General features: G+C 69.8%; 17 protein-coding genes, 1 tRNA gene and 1 pseudogene. 8 read left to right on the forward strand and 11 right to left on the reverse strand.

Annotated elements, in window-relative coordinates; translation table 11 throughout:
- Positions 1-1,491 (reverse strand): annotated as a pseudogene (locus tag PMI01_RS28150) (hypothetical protein); the annotation flags it as partial.
- A 172-nt stretch (positions 1,492-1,663) separates the two neighbouring features.
- Positions 1,664-1,738: transfer RNA gene (locus PMI01_RS20835), tRNA-Gly, on the reverse strand.
- A 136-nt stretch (positions 1,739-1,874) separates the two neighbouring features.
- Here PMI01_RS20835 and PMI01_RS20840 point away from each other — a divergent pair.
- Complete coding sequence (locus PMI01_RS20840) at positions 1,875-2,489, forward strand: HD domain-containing protein (RefSeq protein WP_007673734.1); 615 nt, start codon at positions 1,875-1,877, stop codon at positions 2,487-2,489.
- A gap of 156 nt (positions 2,490-2,645) precedes the next feature.
- Here the strand turns inward: PMI01_RS20840 and PMI01_RS20845 are convergent, their stop codons facing one another.
- The 8 genes from PMI01_RS20845 to PMI01_RS20880 form a co-directional block, all read right to left on the reverse strand.
- Positions 2,646-3,530 carry a TraB/GumN family protein gene (locus tag PMI01_RS20845; protein WP_007673736.1) on the reverse strand — a complete coding sequence of 295 codons (885 nt, stop codon included), beginning with the start codon at positions 3,528-3,530 and terminating at the stop codon, positions 2,646-2,648.
- Between the two features lie 58 nt (positions 3,531-3,588).
- Complete coding sequence (locus tag PMI01_RS20850) at positions 3,589-4,515, reverse strand: alpha/beta fold hydrolase (RefSeq protein ID WP_007673739.1); 927 nt, start codon at positions 4,513-4,515, stop codon at positions 3,589-3,591.
- A gap of 66 nt (positions 4,516-4,581) precedes the next feature.
- Positions 4,582-4,776: a helix-turn-helix transcriptional regulator gene (locus PMI01_RS20855; RefSeq protein WP_007673740.1), complete on the reverse strand. Its 195-nt coding sequence runs from the start codon at positions 4,774-4,776 to the stop codon at positions 4,582-4,584.
- Positions 4,773-5,183 carry a hypothetical protein gene (locus tag PMI01_RS20860; RefSeq protein WP_007673741.1) on the reverse strand — a complete coding sequence of 137 codons (411 nt, stop codon included), beginning with the start codon at positions 5,181-5,183 and terminating at the stop codon, positions 4,773-4,775. The genes PMI01_RS20855 and PMI01_RS20860 overlap by 4 nt, the downstream gene beginning before the upstream one ends.
- A 24-nt stretch (positions 5,184-5,207) precedes the next feature.
- Positions 5,208-5,459, reverse strand: coding sequence for a hypothetical protein (locus tag PMI01_RS20865; RefSeq protein WP_007673742.1), 252 nt, complete (start codon positions 5,457-5,459; stop codon positions 5,208-5,210).
- A 111-nt stretch (positions 5,460-5,570) separates the two neighbouring features.
- On the reverse strand, positions 5,571-5,861 hold the full coding sequence (locus PMI01_RS20870) for a hypothetical protein (RefSeq protein WP_007673743.1): 291 nt from the start codon (positions 5,859-5,861) through the stop codon (positions 5,571-5,573).
- A gap of 131 nt (positions 5,862-5,992) precedes the next feature.
- Complete coding sequence (locus tag PMI01_RS20875) at positions 5,993-6,877, reverse strand: kinase (protein WP_007673744.1); 885 nt, start codon at positions 6,875-6,877, stop codon at positions 5,993-5,995.
- Between the two features lie 168 nt (positions 6,878-7,045).
- Positions 7,046-8,065 (reverse strand): 2'-deoxycytidine 5'-triphosphate deaminase, encoded by a 1,020-nt coding sequence (locus tag PMI01_RS20880; RefSeq protein WP_007673745.1) that lies wholly within the window; start codon positions 8,063-8,065, stop codon positions 7,046-7,048.
- A 242-nt stretch (positions 8,066-8,307) separates the two neighbouring features.
- Here PMI01_RS20880 and metZ point away from each other — a divergent pair, with 242 nt between their 5' ends.
- The 7 genes from metZ (at position 8,308) to PMI01_RS20915 (ending at position 13,555) form a co-directional block, all read left to right on the forward strand.
- Positions 8,308-9,492 (forward strand): O-succinylhomoserine sulfhydrylase, encoded by a 1,185-nt coding sequence (metZ, locus tag PMI01_RS20885; protein WP_035037549.1) that lies wholly within the window; start codon positions 8,308-8,310, stop codon positions 9,490-9,492.
- Positions 9,473-9,937 carry a Co2+/Mg2+ efflux protein ApaG gene (apaG, locus tag PMI01_RS20890; RefSeq protein ID WP_007673754.1) on the forward strand — a complete coding sequence of 155 codons (465 nt, stop codon included), beginning with the start codon at positions 9,473-9,475 and terminating at the stop codon, positions 9,935-9,937. Before metZ ends, apaG begins: the two co-directional genes overlap by 20 nt.
- 77 nt (positions 9,938-10,014) lie before the next feature.
- Positions 10,015-10,398, forward strand: a complete 384-nt coding sequence (locus tag PMI01_RS20895; protein WP_007673755.1) for a hypothetical protein — start codon at positions 10,015-10,017, stop codon at positions 10,396-10,398.
- A 74-nt stretch (positions 10,399-10,472) separates the two neighbouring features.
- Positions 10,473-11,318, forward strand: a complete 846-nt coding sequence (locus PMI01_RS20900) for a DUF4347 domain-containing protein (RefSeq protein ID WP_007673756.1) — start codon at positions 10,473-10,475, stop codon at positions 11,316-11,318.
- A 102-nt stretch (positions 11,319-11,420) separates the two neighbouring features.
- On the forward strand, positions 11,421-12,071 hold the full coding sequence (locus PMI01_RS20905; RefSeq protein WP_007673757.1) for a hypothetical protein: 651 nt from the start codon (positions 11,421-11,423) through the stop codon (positions 12,069-12,071).
- Positions 12,072-12,216: 145 nt separating this feature from the next.
- The gene (locus tag PMI01_RS20910; protein WP_007673758.1) at positions 12,217-12,870 is read left to right on the forward strand and encodes a hypothetical protein; all 654 of its coding nucleotides are present in this window, start codon (positions 12,217-12,219) and stop codon (positions 12,868-12,870) included.
- A gap of 40 nt (positions 12,871-12,910) precedes the next feature.
- Positions 12,911-13,555 (forward strand): hypothetical protein, encoded by a 645-nt coding sequence (locus tag PMI01_RS20915; protein ID WP_007673759.1) that lies wholly within the window; start codon positions 12,911-12,913, stop codon positions 13,553-13,555.
- 37 nt (positions 13,556-13,592) lie between these two features.
- On the opposite strand, the gene PMI01_RS20920 is transcribed toward PMI01_RS20915, so the two are convergent.
- The gene (locus tag PMI01_RS20920; RefSeq protein ID WP_007673760.1) at positions 13,593-14,516 is read right to left on the reverse strand and encodes an Hsp33 family molecular chaperone; all 924 of its coding nucleotides are present in this window, start codon (positions 14,514-14,516) and stop codon (positions 13,593-13,595) included.
- Positions 14,517-14,676 lie beyond the last annotated feature (160 nt).

Genomic DNA, 14,676 nt, shown 5'->3' on the forward strand with positions numbered 1-14,676 from the left:
GCCGCCGATGCCGACCAGGCCGCCGGCCCCGCCGCCGACCCCGCCGCTGCCGCCGACGCTCTGGGCGAACAGGCCGATGGAGGCCAAGCCGCCGGTCTCGATCGCGCCGTCGTTGAACACGTCGACCGTGCCGCCGGCGCCGCCGCCCGAGCCACTGCCCCCAAGCGCCGCGATGCCGCCCGCGCCGCCGGCCGCGCCGCCGCCGCCGCCGATGCTCTGGGCCAGGACGCCGTAGGAGACATCGCCGTGGGTAGTGATCAGGCCATGGTTGTCGACATGGACGTCGCCGCCGGTCCCGGCCGCGTTCGAGCCGCCCGCGAAGGCGCCGATGCCGCCCGCCGAACCGCCCGAACCGGACAGGCCGCCGATGCTCTGGGCCAGGATGCCGTTCGAGCCCGTGCCGAAGGTTTCCAGCGAACCGTCATTGACGACCCCGACATGGCCGCCGTGACCGCTGGTGCTGCCGGCCCCGCCGGCGCTGTACAAGCCGCCGCCGAAGCCGCCGTTGCCGCCCGCGCCGCCGGCGCTCTGCGCGAACAGGGCCGAGGACTGGTCGCCCTGGGTGATCACCGTGCCGGTGCTGGTCAGGTTGGCCGTGCCGCCCGTCCCGCCCACGGCGCCGCTGCCGCCGACGCCAGCAGCGCCGTAGCCGTCGCCGCCGTCGCCGCCGGCCCCGGCCTTGCTCAGCACCTGGACCCCGACCGCGTTGTTGCCCGTGGTCGAGATGTCGCCGTGGACGGTCAGGTCAACCGTGCCGCCGCCACCGCCCGAACCGCCGTCGCCGCCGATACCGACGAAGATCAGCAGCGGCGGAACCAGAAAGCCGATGCCACCGTCGCCGCCATTGCCGCCATTGGCCGTGACGTTCACGGCCGGGCCGCCGGCCTTGTCATAATTGGCGCCGAGCGTCTGGTTGATCGTGCCGCCGCCATTGCCGCCGCCGCCGTTGGTGCCATGGGCCGGCAAGTCGGTCCCGCCACCACCGTTCGAGCCGTTGGCGGTCTGAATATAGTCGCCCGCCGCGGCCGGCATGGCGGCCAGCACGGTGGCGCCGATCGCGCCGGCGGCCAGGACCCGGCCCAGCCCCTTGAGCAGCTTGCGCGCCGAGGTTTCCAGACGGACGGCCTGGGCACGGCTGCGGACGTCGATGATCGGAATGACATTCAGTTCGGCCGGCGCCGGGGTCCAGGCCGCCAGCACGGCCAGGGTCGCCAGCGCGTCGTGCAGACGCAGCAGCAGCTTGGGCGGCAGGGCGCCGGGTGTTCCGAACGAGGTGGCCAGCAGGTGGGCGACGGCGTCCTGGGTGGCCAGCAGTTCCGGCGCGGCCGGGCCGAACCGTTCGCTCAGCGCCACGGCGACCCGCGGATCGCGCGCCTCGCGCGCCCAGCGGCCGGCCAGTTGCTCCAGCCCCTCGGCGAACCGGGCCAGACGATCGACGCGCGAGGATTCCGCACCAACGGCTCGCGCCGTCTGCATCGTGAACTTGCTCATAGACCGTCCCCCAGGGCGCGTCCGGTCGATCAGATCGATCCGCGCGGCGCAACTTAACCGTTCCTATCGCCGACTCGAACGTGTTTCGCCATCCGGGAGAACAAGGTTCTCGATCCCGAAACGAAACAGCGACCGACGACAGCCACGCTTGATGCAATTTCCAGGGGAGATTTGGAGCGGGCGATGGGAATCGAACCCACGACATTCTGCTTGGGAAGCAGACGCTCTACCTCTGAGCTACGCCCGCATTGGACGGAAGCGGCGCGCCGTCCAAGCGCTGCGCTCGTCTAGCTGGTCTGGTCCCGCAGCTCAAGACCATCCGTTGACGCCGGCTGTGGAGCAGCGCACGATCGGGTCAAACAAGCGTTCGGGAGGACGACGCCATGGCCGACGGTCACCAGCATCCAGACGAGCATCCTCGGGCGCAGTTTCACGCCATGACCGAGGGCACGCCCCAGGACTGGGCGATCATCGCCAACGCCTCGATGGAGTTCGGCCGCGAGCTGCCCACGCGGCTGGTCTCGCACCTGAAACTGCTGCAGGGCGACTGCGGCGGCTTCGCCATCGACCGGCTGGACCATAGCCTGCAGACCGCCACCCGCGCCTTCCAGGACGGCCGCGACGAGGAATATGTGGTCTGCGCCCTGCTGCACGACATCGGCGACATCCTGGGCCCGCGCAATCACGCCGACATCGCCGCGGCGATCCTCCAGCCGTTCGTCTCGGAGGAGAACCACTGGATGGTGGCCCACCACGCCATCTTCCAGGGCTACTATTTCTTCCAGCACCTGGGCCTGGACCGCGACATGCGCGACCAGTTCCGCGGTCATCCCAGCTTCGAACACACCGCCCAGTTCTGCCACATCTACGACCAGGAAGCCTTCGACCCGGCCTACAAGTCGATGCCGCTGGAGGCCTTCGAGCCGATGCTGCACCGGGTGATGTCGACGCCCAAGCGGTCGATCTACCTGCGAGCCAGCGGCGAGACGGCGGCCTGAACCAAGTCCTCCCCCTGTGGGGGAGGCGATCGCAAAGCGATCGGTGGGGGGGAGCTTTAGGGAGGTCAATCCCGCCCGTGACCCAGGGCCGTCCTATCCCCCCACCGGCCTTCGGCCGCCTCCCCCACAGGGGGAGGACCTTGAGGGACAGCCCCCCTACTCCACCACCTCGGCCTTGATCCCCAGCTTCGCCAGCTGAGCCTGCAAGCTGTCCGGCCCCGTCAGGTGCCCGGCCCCCACCGCCACGAAGCTGACCCCCGAGCCGGCCAGCCTGGTCTTCAGTTGCCCCGCCCAGTCGCGGTTGCGATCGACCAGCAGCAGCCGGTAGAGGTCGGGATAGTCGCGGCTCATCTCATCGACCATCTGGCGCTCCAGCTCGCCCTGGTCGCCCGCCGCCCAGGCCGCCACCAGGGCGTCGACCTTGGCCGGCCCCTCATCGACGTCGGCCAGGGTGGATTCCAGCAGTTCCCGCTCCTGGTCCGGGGTCATGTCGGCGAAGAACCGCACCTGCTGCTCGGCGGTCTCGAAGGCCGAGATCGGCTTGCCCGCCGCCTTGGCCTGGGCGGTCAGCAGCTTCTCCACGCCGCTCTCGGGATCGTAGCCGGCCTGCAGCAGCGGGGTCAGCGACACGGTCAGGGCCGCCAGCCAGGGCCGCATGACGTCGATGGCCTGGGGCGGAAAGCCCATGCCCTGGGCCGCCGCCTGCAGCTTCCGGTAGGTTTCCGGGCTGAGCTTGCTGGACAGCGGCGTGGTCCGGTCGAGGCCGTATTGCAGCATCAGCGGCTGCATCGCCTTGGGATCGTCGGGCTGCTCGATCTCCATCACCACATCGTCGGCCTGGGTGAAGGCCTTGGTGATCCGGGCCGAGCGCCACTGGGTCTGGGGCTTGAGCACGTGGACAGTCCCGAACAGGTAGATCGTCGAGTCCTTGTCCTTGATCGCCCACAACGAGGGCTCGGCGAAGGCGGGAGCCGCCCCCATCGCCAGGAGGGCGATGAGGGCGAGCGCGCCGCGGCGGATGGCGTTGGGCAGAATCATCATCCGCCGAGTGTTCCGGCCAGACGGCGACGGAGCAAGGCCGCGTCTCGCCGTACCGTCCCTAGCGCAGGAAGTTCTCCACCTCGGCGGCGAAGGCGGCCGGCTGGTCCAGCATGATGAAGTGCAGCGAACCGTCGATGCGCTTGACCTTGGCCGAGGCCATCGGGGCGTAGGCCTGGGTGTAGAGGTCGTCATAGGCGGCCTGCGGCGCGCCGGTCGCCGCGTCCCACGGATAGAGCATCACGGTCGGGGTCTTGATGGCCGCGATCTCGCCGCGCATGTCGGTGGTCAGGTCGTCATAGAGGGCGCGGCCGGTCACCGAGGGGTCGGAGGCGATGGCCGCGGCGGTGGCGGCCTTCAGGCCCTCGGGCGACTTGACCAGGCGGGCCATGGTCCGGGTCTCGCCGGCGGCCCAGGCCTCGGGCGTCGATTTCTCGGCCATGTCGCGCATGGCGGCCGCCTGGGGCTTCACCGTCTCGACGGTGGCGGCCGGCGAGAAGACCACCGGGTAGAAGGGCAGGCTGTCGACCACCATCAGCCGGCCGACGTCCTCCGGGTGCTGGCGGGCCAGCATCAGGCCCATCAGCCCGCCCATCGAATGGCCGATGACGGCCGGCGACTTCAGCTGGGCCGACCTGATGTAGCCGTCCAGGGCGTCGAGCGTCGGCTGCAGGACCGGCCCCTCGGCGTTGGCCCCGGCCGGAGCCCCGGCGAAGCCCGCCACCTGGACGACGTGCAGGCGATAGCGACCTTCCAGCTGCTTGACGGTGGCGTCCCAGACGGCGCTGGACGAGGCCAGGCCGGGGATCAGCACCACGTCGGGCCCCTTGCCCGTCACCGTGACGGTCAGGCGGGGCGCGGCGGCCGACGGGGCGGCGACGGGGGCCGCCAAGGGACGGGCTTGCGCCGGATGCAGGACGGCGGCGAAGGCGGTGACGGTGACGGCGCAAGCGAAGGCGGCGCGCGCCAGGAGGTGGCGGACGGTCATGGCGATCTCCGAGCGTTCAGGGTTTGAGGGTGGGTCCAGGTCAGGGTCTTGAAAGGTGGGACGAGGTCAGGCCTCGTCCTGGAAAATGGTCTCGATCGGCAGGCCGAACAGTCGGGCGATCCTGAAGGCCAGCGGCAGGCTGGGGTCGTACTTGCCCGTCTCCAGGGCGTTGACGGTCTGGCGCGAGACCTCCAGCCGGTCGGCCAGATCGGCCTGGCTCCAGTCGCGCTCGGCCCGCAGGACCTTGAGGCGGTTCTTCACCGGTACCTCCAGTTGACGAGCGGCTGGGCCAGGCCCATCGCGGCGCAGAAGACCGGGAACACCAGGTAAAGCGGCAGGTGCGCCACGAGGTCCGCGCTCTCCAGGAACCCCCAGGCCGTGCAGCCGGCCAGGGTGACGCCGATGCCCCAGAGCATCGCCTGGACCAGCTTCGCGCGAACGAATTCGTCGGTCTCCTCCACCAGATAGAGCCCCATGATGGCGATCACCGCGATGATCGGCAGGGCGGGCGCGATGGCCAGTCCCCACAGCAGCGCCCCCTGGGGGCCCCAGGCCTTGATCATCCAGATCGAGCCGAACAGCACCGCGACATAGGCGCCCATCGCCGGAAAGAACCGGACGAGATAGCGCTTGGCGGCCGGGCTCATGGTCTTGGATTTGCGGATCATCTGGCTTGCTCCGATGGACCGATGTCAGGACCGGCCGGCCAGCCAGCGGCTGATCGGGCGGACCAGGCGGCCGGCGACCTTCAGGACGCCCGCGGTCAGCACCGCCGCGAACACCGGCCCTTGCGACGCCGGCGGGAAGGACAGGTTCAGGGTGGAGGTGACGGGATCCAGGGCCAGGCCTCCGGTCGTCAGGAACGCGACGACGGCGATGACGCCGGCGACCATGGACCCGGCCAGGGCGGCCTTGGCGATCCGGTTTTCGGTTTCGTGATGCATGACAAGCTTCCCCGTCTAAGTGACAAGGAAACTTGTCTTACATCGTCACGATGATGTCAAGCGAGCCTGTCAAATTATCAAGGAGAGGCGACAGACCGGTGAGGACGGCCGTCAGGCGGCCTTGCGCGACGACGGCGCCCCGAGATGGTCGGCGGCGTTCAGGTGGACGGGCTTGCCCGTCGACATGCCCAGGGTCTGGGCCAGTCGGCTCTCGCCCGGGGCGCGCGCGATCGTCCAGCCGTAGCGCGAGAAGCGGTCGTCGTAGTCGGCCCAGCGGATGACCCGGCCCTGGTCGTCACAACGCCAGATGGCCTTGTCGCAACCGGGGATGGGGGCGGCCTTGCTCCAGATCGCGACACGCTTGGCGTGGGTCGAATAGGTCCCGCCGAAGAGTGCGTTCATGATCAGGCCTTCCACCGCGTCGGCGCCCCGGTGAGTCGCGGCGCCGACAAGAGGAAACTAGCACTAGTGGGACCCCATTTGAGGCCCCACCACATCTAGTGCGACGCCGTGACGCGCGACCGAATGGCCGGTCAGGCGATCGACGAACGACGGTCGCGGTCCAGGCGGACGACGATGTCGGCGCGGGCCGGCATTTCGCGGGCGATGTGGCGGGTCAGGCGCTCGTAATGCTGGACGAAGGCGGCCACCTGGGCGTCGTCCATGGCGCGGGCGCTCCCCCGCCCCGCCGCCGCCAGGCGGTCGCGCAGCTTGCGCTCCTGCTCCTGGCGCCAGGCGAGCACGGTCTCGAAATCAGGGGCCACGAACTGGACCAGCAGGTCGAGGCGCGCGAACAGCGCCCGGTAGGGTCCGGCCAGGGCGGCGTTGACGTGGGCCCGCCAGGCGCCGTCCTTGTCGCCCTCGCGTTCCAGCGCGTTGACCGGCTTGCGCAGGGCCGCCTCCGGCTCCGGACGGGCGCCGACGCACCAGCCCTCGAACAGCACGATGTCGACCGGCCCTTCGACCATCGGCCAGCTTTCGACAGGCGCGCGGGTGTCGGTCGCCTTGTCGAAGCGCGGGATCGCCGTCGCCCCGTCGCCCGCCAGATCGTCCAGCACGGCTAGCCCCAGGGCAACGTCGTGCGTGCCGGGAACACCGCGCGTCCGCAGCAGGGGATGGACGTCGCGCGCCAGGGTCTCGCGGGCCTCGATCGGTAGGTAGAGGTCGTCCAGCGACAGCGTCGCCACCCGCAGGCCCCGCTGCTCCAGCAGCCGGCGCACGACCAGGACGGCCGTCGACTTGCCGCTGCCCTGCGGTCCGCAGATCCCGACCACGAAGGCCGGCCCCATGGCCACCGCCGCGATCCGCGCCGCCAGCGGCGCGTGCAGGGCCTCGACCTCGGCGGCGAAGCCGGGCGGCAGGGCCTCGTCACGGAGCAAGGCGGCCAGCCAGTCGGGATTGATCACGTTTGCCCCCATCTCCCCTTCTCCCCTTGCGGGAGAAGGTGTCGGCGCAGCCGACGGATGAGGGGTCGCACGGCGTGAACACCGCGGACAAGCCTTTCGGACGGGTTCGCGAGACCCCTCATCCGACCTGCTTCGCAGGCCACCTTCTCCCGCAAGGGGAGAAGGAAGACGCCATGAACCCTAACGCCATGCCTTGAAATGCTTCGACAACTTCAACCCCTGGCGCTGGTAGTGCGAACCGCCCTCGCCATAGAGCCGGTCCGGGCGGGCGGTCAGGGGCTCGTAGACCAGCCGGGCGACGATCTGGCCGTCCTCCAGCAGGAACGGGGTCTCGTGGCTGCGCACCTCGAGCACGCCCTTGGAGCCGATGGCGCCGGCCTCCTCGGTGCCGAAACCGGGGTCGAAGAAGCCGGCGTAGTGGACGCGGAACTCGCCGACCGACGGATCGATCGGGGTCATTTCGGCGGCCTCCATCACCGGGATCTGGATGTCGTCCTTGGAGGCCAGGATGTAGAACTCGCCCGGATCCAGCAGCAGCTCGCCGTGGCGGGTCTCCAGCGGCTCCCAGAAGTCGCGCGGGTCGTGGCCGTCCTCGTGGTCCAGGTCGACGACGCCGGCGTGGCGGCGGCCGCGGAAGCCGACGACGCCGGTGGTCAGGTCGACGCCGACGCTCTTGATCGCCAGCTTGGCCGGCTCGCCGCGCTTGAGGCGCAGCTGGTTCAGCCGGGTGCCGGCCCGCACCAGCACCGAAAAGGTCTGCGGGGCGATCTCGATGAACAGCGGCCCCTCATAGCCGGCCTCGACGTCGTCGAAGGCCTTGCTGTGGTCGGTCAGCAGACGGACGAAGACGTCCACCCGGCCGGTCGAGCTCTTGGGATTGCCGCGCGCCGCCACATTGGCCGGCAGGGCCAGGCTCTCCTGGATCTGGGCGATATAGACGCAGCCCTTCTCCAGCACCGCGCCCTTGGTCAGGTCCAGCTCGTGCATCGCCACGTCCTTCAGACGCTCGGGCACGCGGCGGGCCACACCGGGCAGGAACGAGGCGCGCACCCGCCAGCACCGCGCGCCCAGGCGCAGGTCGAGGCTGGCCGGCTGCACCTGGTCGGTGTCGAACGGGGTCTGCGAGGTGATCGCCTCTTGCGCGATCAGGTCCTCGATGGATTGGCAGGGCAGAATCCCTGCTGCGTGGGCGTCGGTCATTGGCGCGACACTCGCTAAACGGGGCGTGGAAGGCAAGGCTTGCGGACCATCCACTCGCTCGTGACAATTCTAATGTTGAAATCAGACTTGTCCGGCTTGACCCTGCGGGCCGCAAAACCCCTTATGCCGGCCGTTTCTAGAGCGTGGCAGCCGAAAGTGGCCGCCGGTTTCGGCGCCCGCCACGCTCCAGTGTTTGAAGAGGAGCCTGCATGGCAGGCTCCGGCGTCGAGGAAGGAACCGCCATGGCCGAGGACCCCAAGGACTGGGACGTCGCCACCAAGCTGATCCGTGGCGGCCTGGCGCGCTCGCAATATATGGAGACCGCCGAGGCGCTCTATCTGACCCAGGGCTTCACCTACGACAGCGCCGAGGGCGCCGACCGCCGGTTCTCGGGCGAGGATCCGGGCTTCGTCTATTCGCGGTTCAACAATCCGACCGTGAAGATGTTCGAGGACCGCCTGGCCCTGCTGGAAGGCGCCGAGGTCTGCCGCGCCACCGCCACCGGCATGGCCGCCGTCAACGCCGCCCTGATGGGCCTGGTCCGGGCGGGCGATCACGTGGTGGCCGGCCAGGCGCTGTTCGGCTCGTGCCGCTGGCTGGTGGCCGAATGGCTGCCGCGCTTCGGCGTCGAGACGACCTTCGTCGACGCCACCGACCCCAAGGCCTGGGAGGCGGCGATCCGCCCCAACACCAAGGCCGTGCTGATCGAGACGCCGTCCAACCCGGTGCTGGAGATCACCGACATCGCCGCCGTGGCGCAGATGGCCCACGCGGTCGGCGCCAAGGTCATCGTCGACAACGTCTTCGCCACCCCGATCTTCCAGCAGCCGCTGCAACTGGGCGCTGACGTCGTGGTCTATTCGGCCACCAAGCACATCGACGGCCAGGGCCGGGTGCTGGGCGGGGCGATCCTGACCAGCGAGGCGATCAACGAGGAATTCTACCGCGACGCCCTGCGCCACACCGGCCCGTCGCTGTCGCCGTTCAACGCCTGGGTGTTGGTCAAGGGCCTGGAGACCCTGGACCTGCGCGTGCGCCGCCAGACCGACACCTGCGCCGCCCTGGCCGACGTGATCGGCGAGCACAGGAAGACCCGACAGGTGCTCTATCCCTTCCGCCACGACCATCCGGGCCACAACGTCGCCAAGAAGCAGATGAGCGGCGGCGGCACCGTGCTGGCGCTGGACCTCGGCTCGCGCGAGGCGGCGTTCAAGTTCCTCAACGCGCTGGAGATCGTCGACATCTCCAACAACCTGGGCGACGCCAAGTCGATGGCCACCCACCCGCCGACCACCACCCACCGCTCGGTGCCCGAGGAGATGCGCCCGCTGCTGGGCGTGGTCGAAGGCGGCGTGCGCCTGTCGGTCGGCCTCGAAAGCCTGTCGGACCTGACCCGAGACGTGACCCGTGCGCTCGATCAGGCGTGAGTCCTCCCCCCCGCTGAAGCGGATCCGTCGGCGTCGCGGCGCGGACACCGGCATCTATGAAGCGCGCACCCGCGACGTCGTGGTGCGCGTCTCGCCGGTGTTCCAGCCCGAGGAGTCCGCGCCCGAGGAGGGCCTGTGGATGTGGGCCTACACCGTGGAGATCGAAAACCACGGGGTCGAGACCGTGCAGTTGATCGCCCGCGCGTGGACGATCACCGACAGCCTCAACCGCAGCAGCGAGGTCGAGGGCTCCGGCGTGGTCGGCGAGCAGCCGGAGCTGCGGCCCCGCGAAGCCTTCCGCTATGTCAGCAACTGCCCGCTGCCGACGCCGTCCGGCGCGATGGTCGGGCATTTCCAGATGATGACCGAGGCCGGCGAGGTGTTCGACGCCGCGATCCCGGAATTCTCGCTGCACCTGCCGGGCGCGGCGCGACGGGTGAACTGAGCGCGGTCACGCGGTTCGGTTGCATTCCTGGCACAACTGAGCGACCGTCTCCCGTCGGCGAACCGGGGGGACGGGAAATGACGACCTACACGATCACGGTCCGCAACCAGAGCGGCGAGGCGAAGAGCTATGTCCTCTTCAAGACGCCGCCCGTCATGACGTCGCCCGGCGGCCAGACGCCGGTCTACGCCAACGCCTGGGTGATCTTCGAGAACGTCACGGACGGCGGCTGGGACAGCGCGGTCTATGCCGAAGCCGACGTCACCAACAGCGCCGACGCCGCCGCCAGCCCCGAGTCGGCGCCCAGCTTCTACGTCGCGGAGAACGACGGCGCGCCCGGCCAGTTGACCGATCCGTCCCAGATCTCCGACCCCGTTCCGGTCGATTTCACCGAACGATCGCAGACCACGGCGACGGTGACGCAGGACGCCGGCGGCGGCTTCTCGGTCGCGTACGACTGACGACCGGCCCCAAACCGTCCAGGCGAGAAGCCCTGTAGTCCGCGCGCCACCGCAAGCCTCATCCGGAGATCGCCATGCCCGCGCCCACCATGTTCGCGCCCCTGCCCGGCTGCGTGACGATCGATTCCACCGCGCCCGACGGCTACCTGGACAGCGCCCGCGCCGGAAGCCCGAACGCCGGAGCCAGCAGCGGCACCCAGACGGCCGCCAGCAACTTGCTTTCCTGCGCGAAGGGCCAATCGACGGCGCGGTCGGCCAGCCTGGTGGGACATGGCGACATGGGCCTGATCGCCACCGGCGGCGGCCAGAGTCCCGCCGGGCCCGATCAGTCTATCGGCCTCACCAATGAAGCCGCCTGGACGCCGCTCCTGCAACCCCTCCAGGGGGCGATCACCGACCTCTATCTCTACGGCGTCAGTGTGGGAGCCGGCGACGAGGGCGCCCAGCTTCTCTACGACATCGCCAAGGTCGTCGGCGCGACGGTCTGGGCCCCGACCGGCTTGATCTATTGTCGCCCCGACGGCGACTTCATGCTCGAGTCTGGCGCGGTCTGGCAGTGCGCCACGCCAAGCCAGCGTCCCACCCCGATCCAACCGCCGCTGCCGCCGCGGTCCCTGGCCGTCATGGCCAAGGCCCGCGCCAAGCTCTCCGACGGCGTGGCGAACGCCTTCGACGCCACGGGCGGCGCCCTGGATCCGAAATCGGCCAAGGCGCTGGCCGCCGAGGTCCTCTGGCATCGACCGTTTTCGCCCCCCGGCGAACCGGGCGGGCTGATCACGGGTCGCCTGCGGGTCGGCGCCCTGGGCGGGGCGCGGAAGTCGTTCGTGATCTACAACCACACCCTGCTGCGCGACGAGGACAGGCCCGCCCGCTTCTATCGCGCGACGCCGCGCTTCCGCGCCATCGCGCTTGGCGGGTGACCTCGTCCAGACCGGCCACGGCGGCCAGGCGTTACCGTGAGACGCGCTCGTCGGACAATTGTTGAACTCCGCACGTACAATCCACGCAGGAGGGCCCAGGCCATGACCACCCACACGCTGCAGATCTTCAACCGGAGCGGCGCTCCCAAGAGCTACGTCGTCTTCATGGAGCCGCCGCTCACATCGACGAACGGCGGCGCGCCGCAGGTCTTCACGAACGCCTGGATGGTCTTCAACGGCGTCACCGACGGCGGCTTCGACAGCATCACCTTCGACAACACGGTGTATGCCTATTGGGGCACGACGCCGGACATCCTCGCGCCGGGCACGACCGTCACCAGCGGCGGCGTGGCCCTGGTCGACCTGTCCCAGCAGGACGAGGTCGCCTTCACCGGCGCGTCGCCGACGGGTTTCGGGCCGGTGACGCCGGGCAAGGCCGCGACCGGCTCGTTCGCCATCGTCTCCGGACCAGACTTCTCCCCCGCCGCCGGCTTCGTGTTCGGCTGGGCCAAGGGCGCCGCCTCCCCGATCCCCGCCCCCGTGGCGACCGTTCTGGCCCAGCCGAACATGACCTTCGAGATCACGCCGGCCCAGGGCAGGTTCTATGTCCTGGAAGGCGACTACATCACCGGCCAGGTGATCGACACTTCGGAGGACGCGAACTGCGCCGTGGTCGACTTCACGGGCCTGCCGCAAACCACGGCGACGGTGACCCAGACCGCCGACGGCGAATACGCGGTCCAGTACAATTGACGGCCGGCGAGCGGCTCGTGCATTGAACGCGCGTCACGCGGCCTGATTGCATCTTCCACCCAACTGAGCGACGGTCGCGTCCGTTCGGCCGGGTGCGCGATCCTTCGCGGGAGCTTGGTTTCACGATGGCTTAGCGGGGGCGACCATGGCGATCCTGACGATCGAGATCTTGAACGACGGCGGCGCGGCGAGAAGCTACGCCGTGTTCAGCGCGCCGCCGGAGGTGACGTTCGAAAACCGTCCCGTGAAGGCGCACCCCTGCGCCTGGCTGGTCTTCGACCAGACGCCGGCCGGCGGTCGCGTGACCTCGACCTTCAGCGAAAGCGTCTACGCCTTCCTGAACTGCCCCGCGTCCCTGACCCCGGGGATCGTGGCGGTGGACAACACCTCCGTCCCGGCCGACCCCCGGGCCCGCGACTGGATCCCCGTCGTCCAGACCCGCGGCTTCTTCAAGTTCGGCGAGACCACCCAGGGCAAGTCGGCCTACGGGACGTTTTCGCTGATGACGGACGAGCACGTCACCGCCCAGAACCAGGTTGTGCTCGGTGTCGCCAAGTTCGGCGACAGTTCCCTGGCGGTCCCGATCGCCGGCTTCGTCGGCCAGCCGGGCGGCCTCTTCGAGATCAAGCCGGTCCTGAAGTTCCATGTCGTCGAGGGGACCTATGCCCGCGGCGAAGTGGTCGGGCTGGACGGGCCAGGCGACGGAGCCGTCGTCGACTTCACCGGCAAGGGCGACGTCAAGGCCACCGTGACCCATCACGCCGACGGGACCTACACCGTGCAGTACGGCCCGAACTGACCCTTCCATTCGGCGACGCGCCGAGGCCAGCGAGGCGAGCATGGCGATCTGGACGATCGAGGTTCTGAACGACAGCGGCGGGGTCAAGAGCTACGCCGTGCTCGCCGCGCCGCCCGAGGTGACCCAGGGGGGCCGTCCCGTGCCGGTCCAGTCCACCGCCTGGATCCCGTTCGACTATGTCGAGCCCGGCGACCGCGGGACCGCGACCTTCAGCGAGGCCGTCTACGCCCTCTTCACCTGGCCGGTGACCCTGGCGCCGAAGGTCGTGGTGCCACGCGGCTTCACGGAAGCGGTCAACCCCGTCGCCCGGGACCTGATCACCATCGAGGAGATGGGGCGCGGGAGCATGTCCACCGTCCCCACGCCGGGCGCGGCGCCCCCGGACTCCTTCTCGATCTTCACCGAAGCCGACTTCCCGGCCGACGGCCCCGTGGTGCTCGGCATGTCCAAGCTGGGCAACAACCAGTCGCCGACGCCGGTCGCCGCCTTCACCGCCCAGCCGCACGTGACCTTCGACATCAAGCCCGGGGCCAGGTTCCATGTCGTCGAAGGTCGCTATGCGCGCGGCAAGGTGATCGACATCGCCCATACGCCCAACGCCGTCATCGACTTCACCGGCAAGGAGAAGGCCGTGGCGACCGTGACCCAGGGGGCCGACGGCGCGTTCACGGTCGTCTACGGCTAGGGCTGAAGTTTGCTCCCCGAAGGAAGAGCCGGACGCCTCAGCCCGCCGCCGCTTCCGGGGCCAGGGCATAGACCCGCGAGCAATATTCGCAGGTCACGTGGATTTTGCCGTCCGGCTCGACCATCTCGGCGACTTCCTGCGCCGTGAACGAGCCCAGCACGCCGGCGATGCGGTCTTCCGAGCAGCGGCAGAAGGCGCGCAGCGGCTTTTCCTCGATCAGCCGCACGCCGTCCTCGTTGAACAGCCGCCACAGCAGCAGGGTGGTCGGCACGGTCGGGTCGATCAGTTCGTCCTCGCCGGTGGTCTCGAACAGCGCCTGGGCGTGGGTCCAGGCGTCCTCGGTGTCGCCGCGCGCCGCGTCGCCGGCGATCGACTGGATCAGGATGCCGCCGGCCCGCCACTTCAGGCCCTCGCCGGTGTCGGCCTGGCCGACGGCCAGGCGCACCCGGGTCGGGGTCTGTTCGGACTGGGCGAAATACTGCTCGGCGCACAAAGCCAGGGTCTCGCCCTCGATCGGGGTGATGCCCTGATAGCGGTCCATGTCCGCGCCCTGGTCGACGGTCATCATGAAGGTGCCGCCGCCCAGCAGGGTCCGGGCCCCGGGCCGCACGAAGCCCTCCGACACCTTGGCCACCGCCTCGGGGTCGAACCGGCAATAGCCGCGCAGGCCGCCGCTGGTGTCGTAGTCGACGACCACGTAGCGCACCGGGCCGTCGCCCTGGGCCTGGATGATCAGCCGGCCCTCGAACTTCAGGCTGGAACCGACCAGCGCCGCCAGGACGCAGGCCTCGCCCAGCAGGTTGGCGACGGGCTCGGGATAGTCGTGACGGGTCAGCACCTCGTCGACGGCGCCGCCCAGGCGGACGATCCGGCCGCGCACGGGCAGGCCCTCGATCTGGAAGGCGGAAACGATGTCGTCGGGGGCGGGCTCGGAGGCGATGTGTGCGGCGATGTCGGTCATGGGGCGGTTAGATAGTGGGTCGGGGGGAAAATGCGAGCCCCTTGGGGGGTGTGAAGACGTCCTCCCGCCCTCAGCGCTCGTCCCTCCCCCTTGTGGGGAGGGTGGCGGCGAAGCCGACGGGTGGGGCTTGCTGACTCCAGGCGCTCTGCACCGATCCCCC

Origin of the sequence: Caulobacter sp. AP07 (assembly GCF_000281955.1) — a bacterium.
In the GTDB taxonomy this organism is placed as follows: Bacteria; Pseudomonadota; Alphaproteobacteria; order Caulobacterales; family Caulobacteraceae; genus Caulobacter.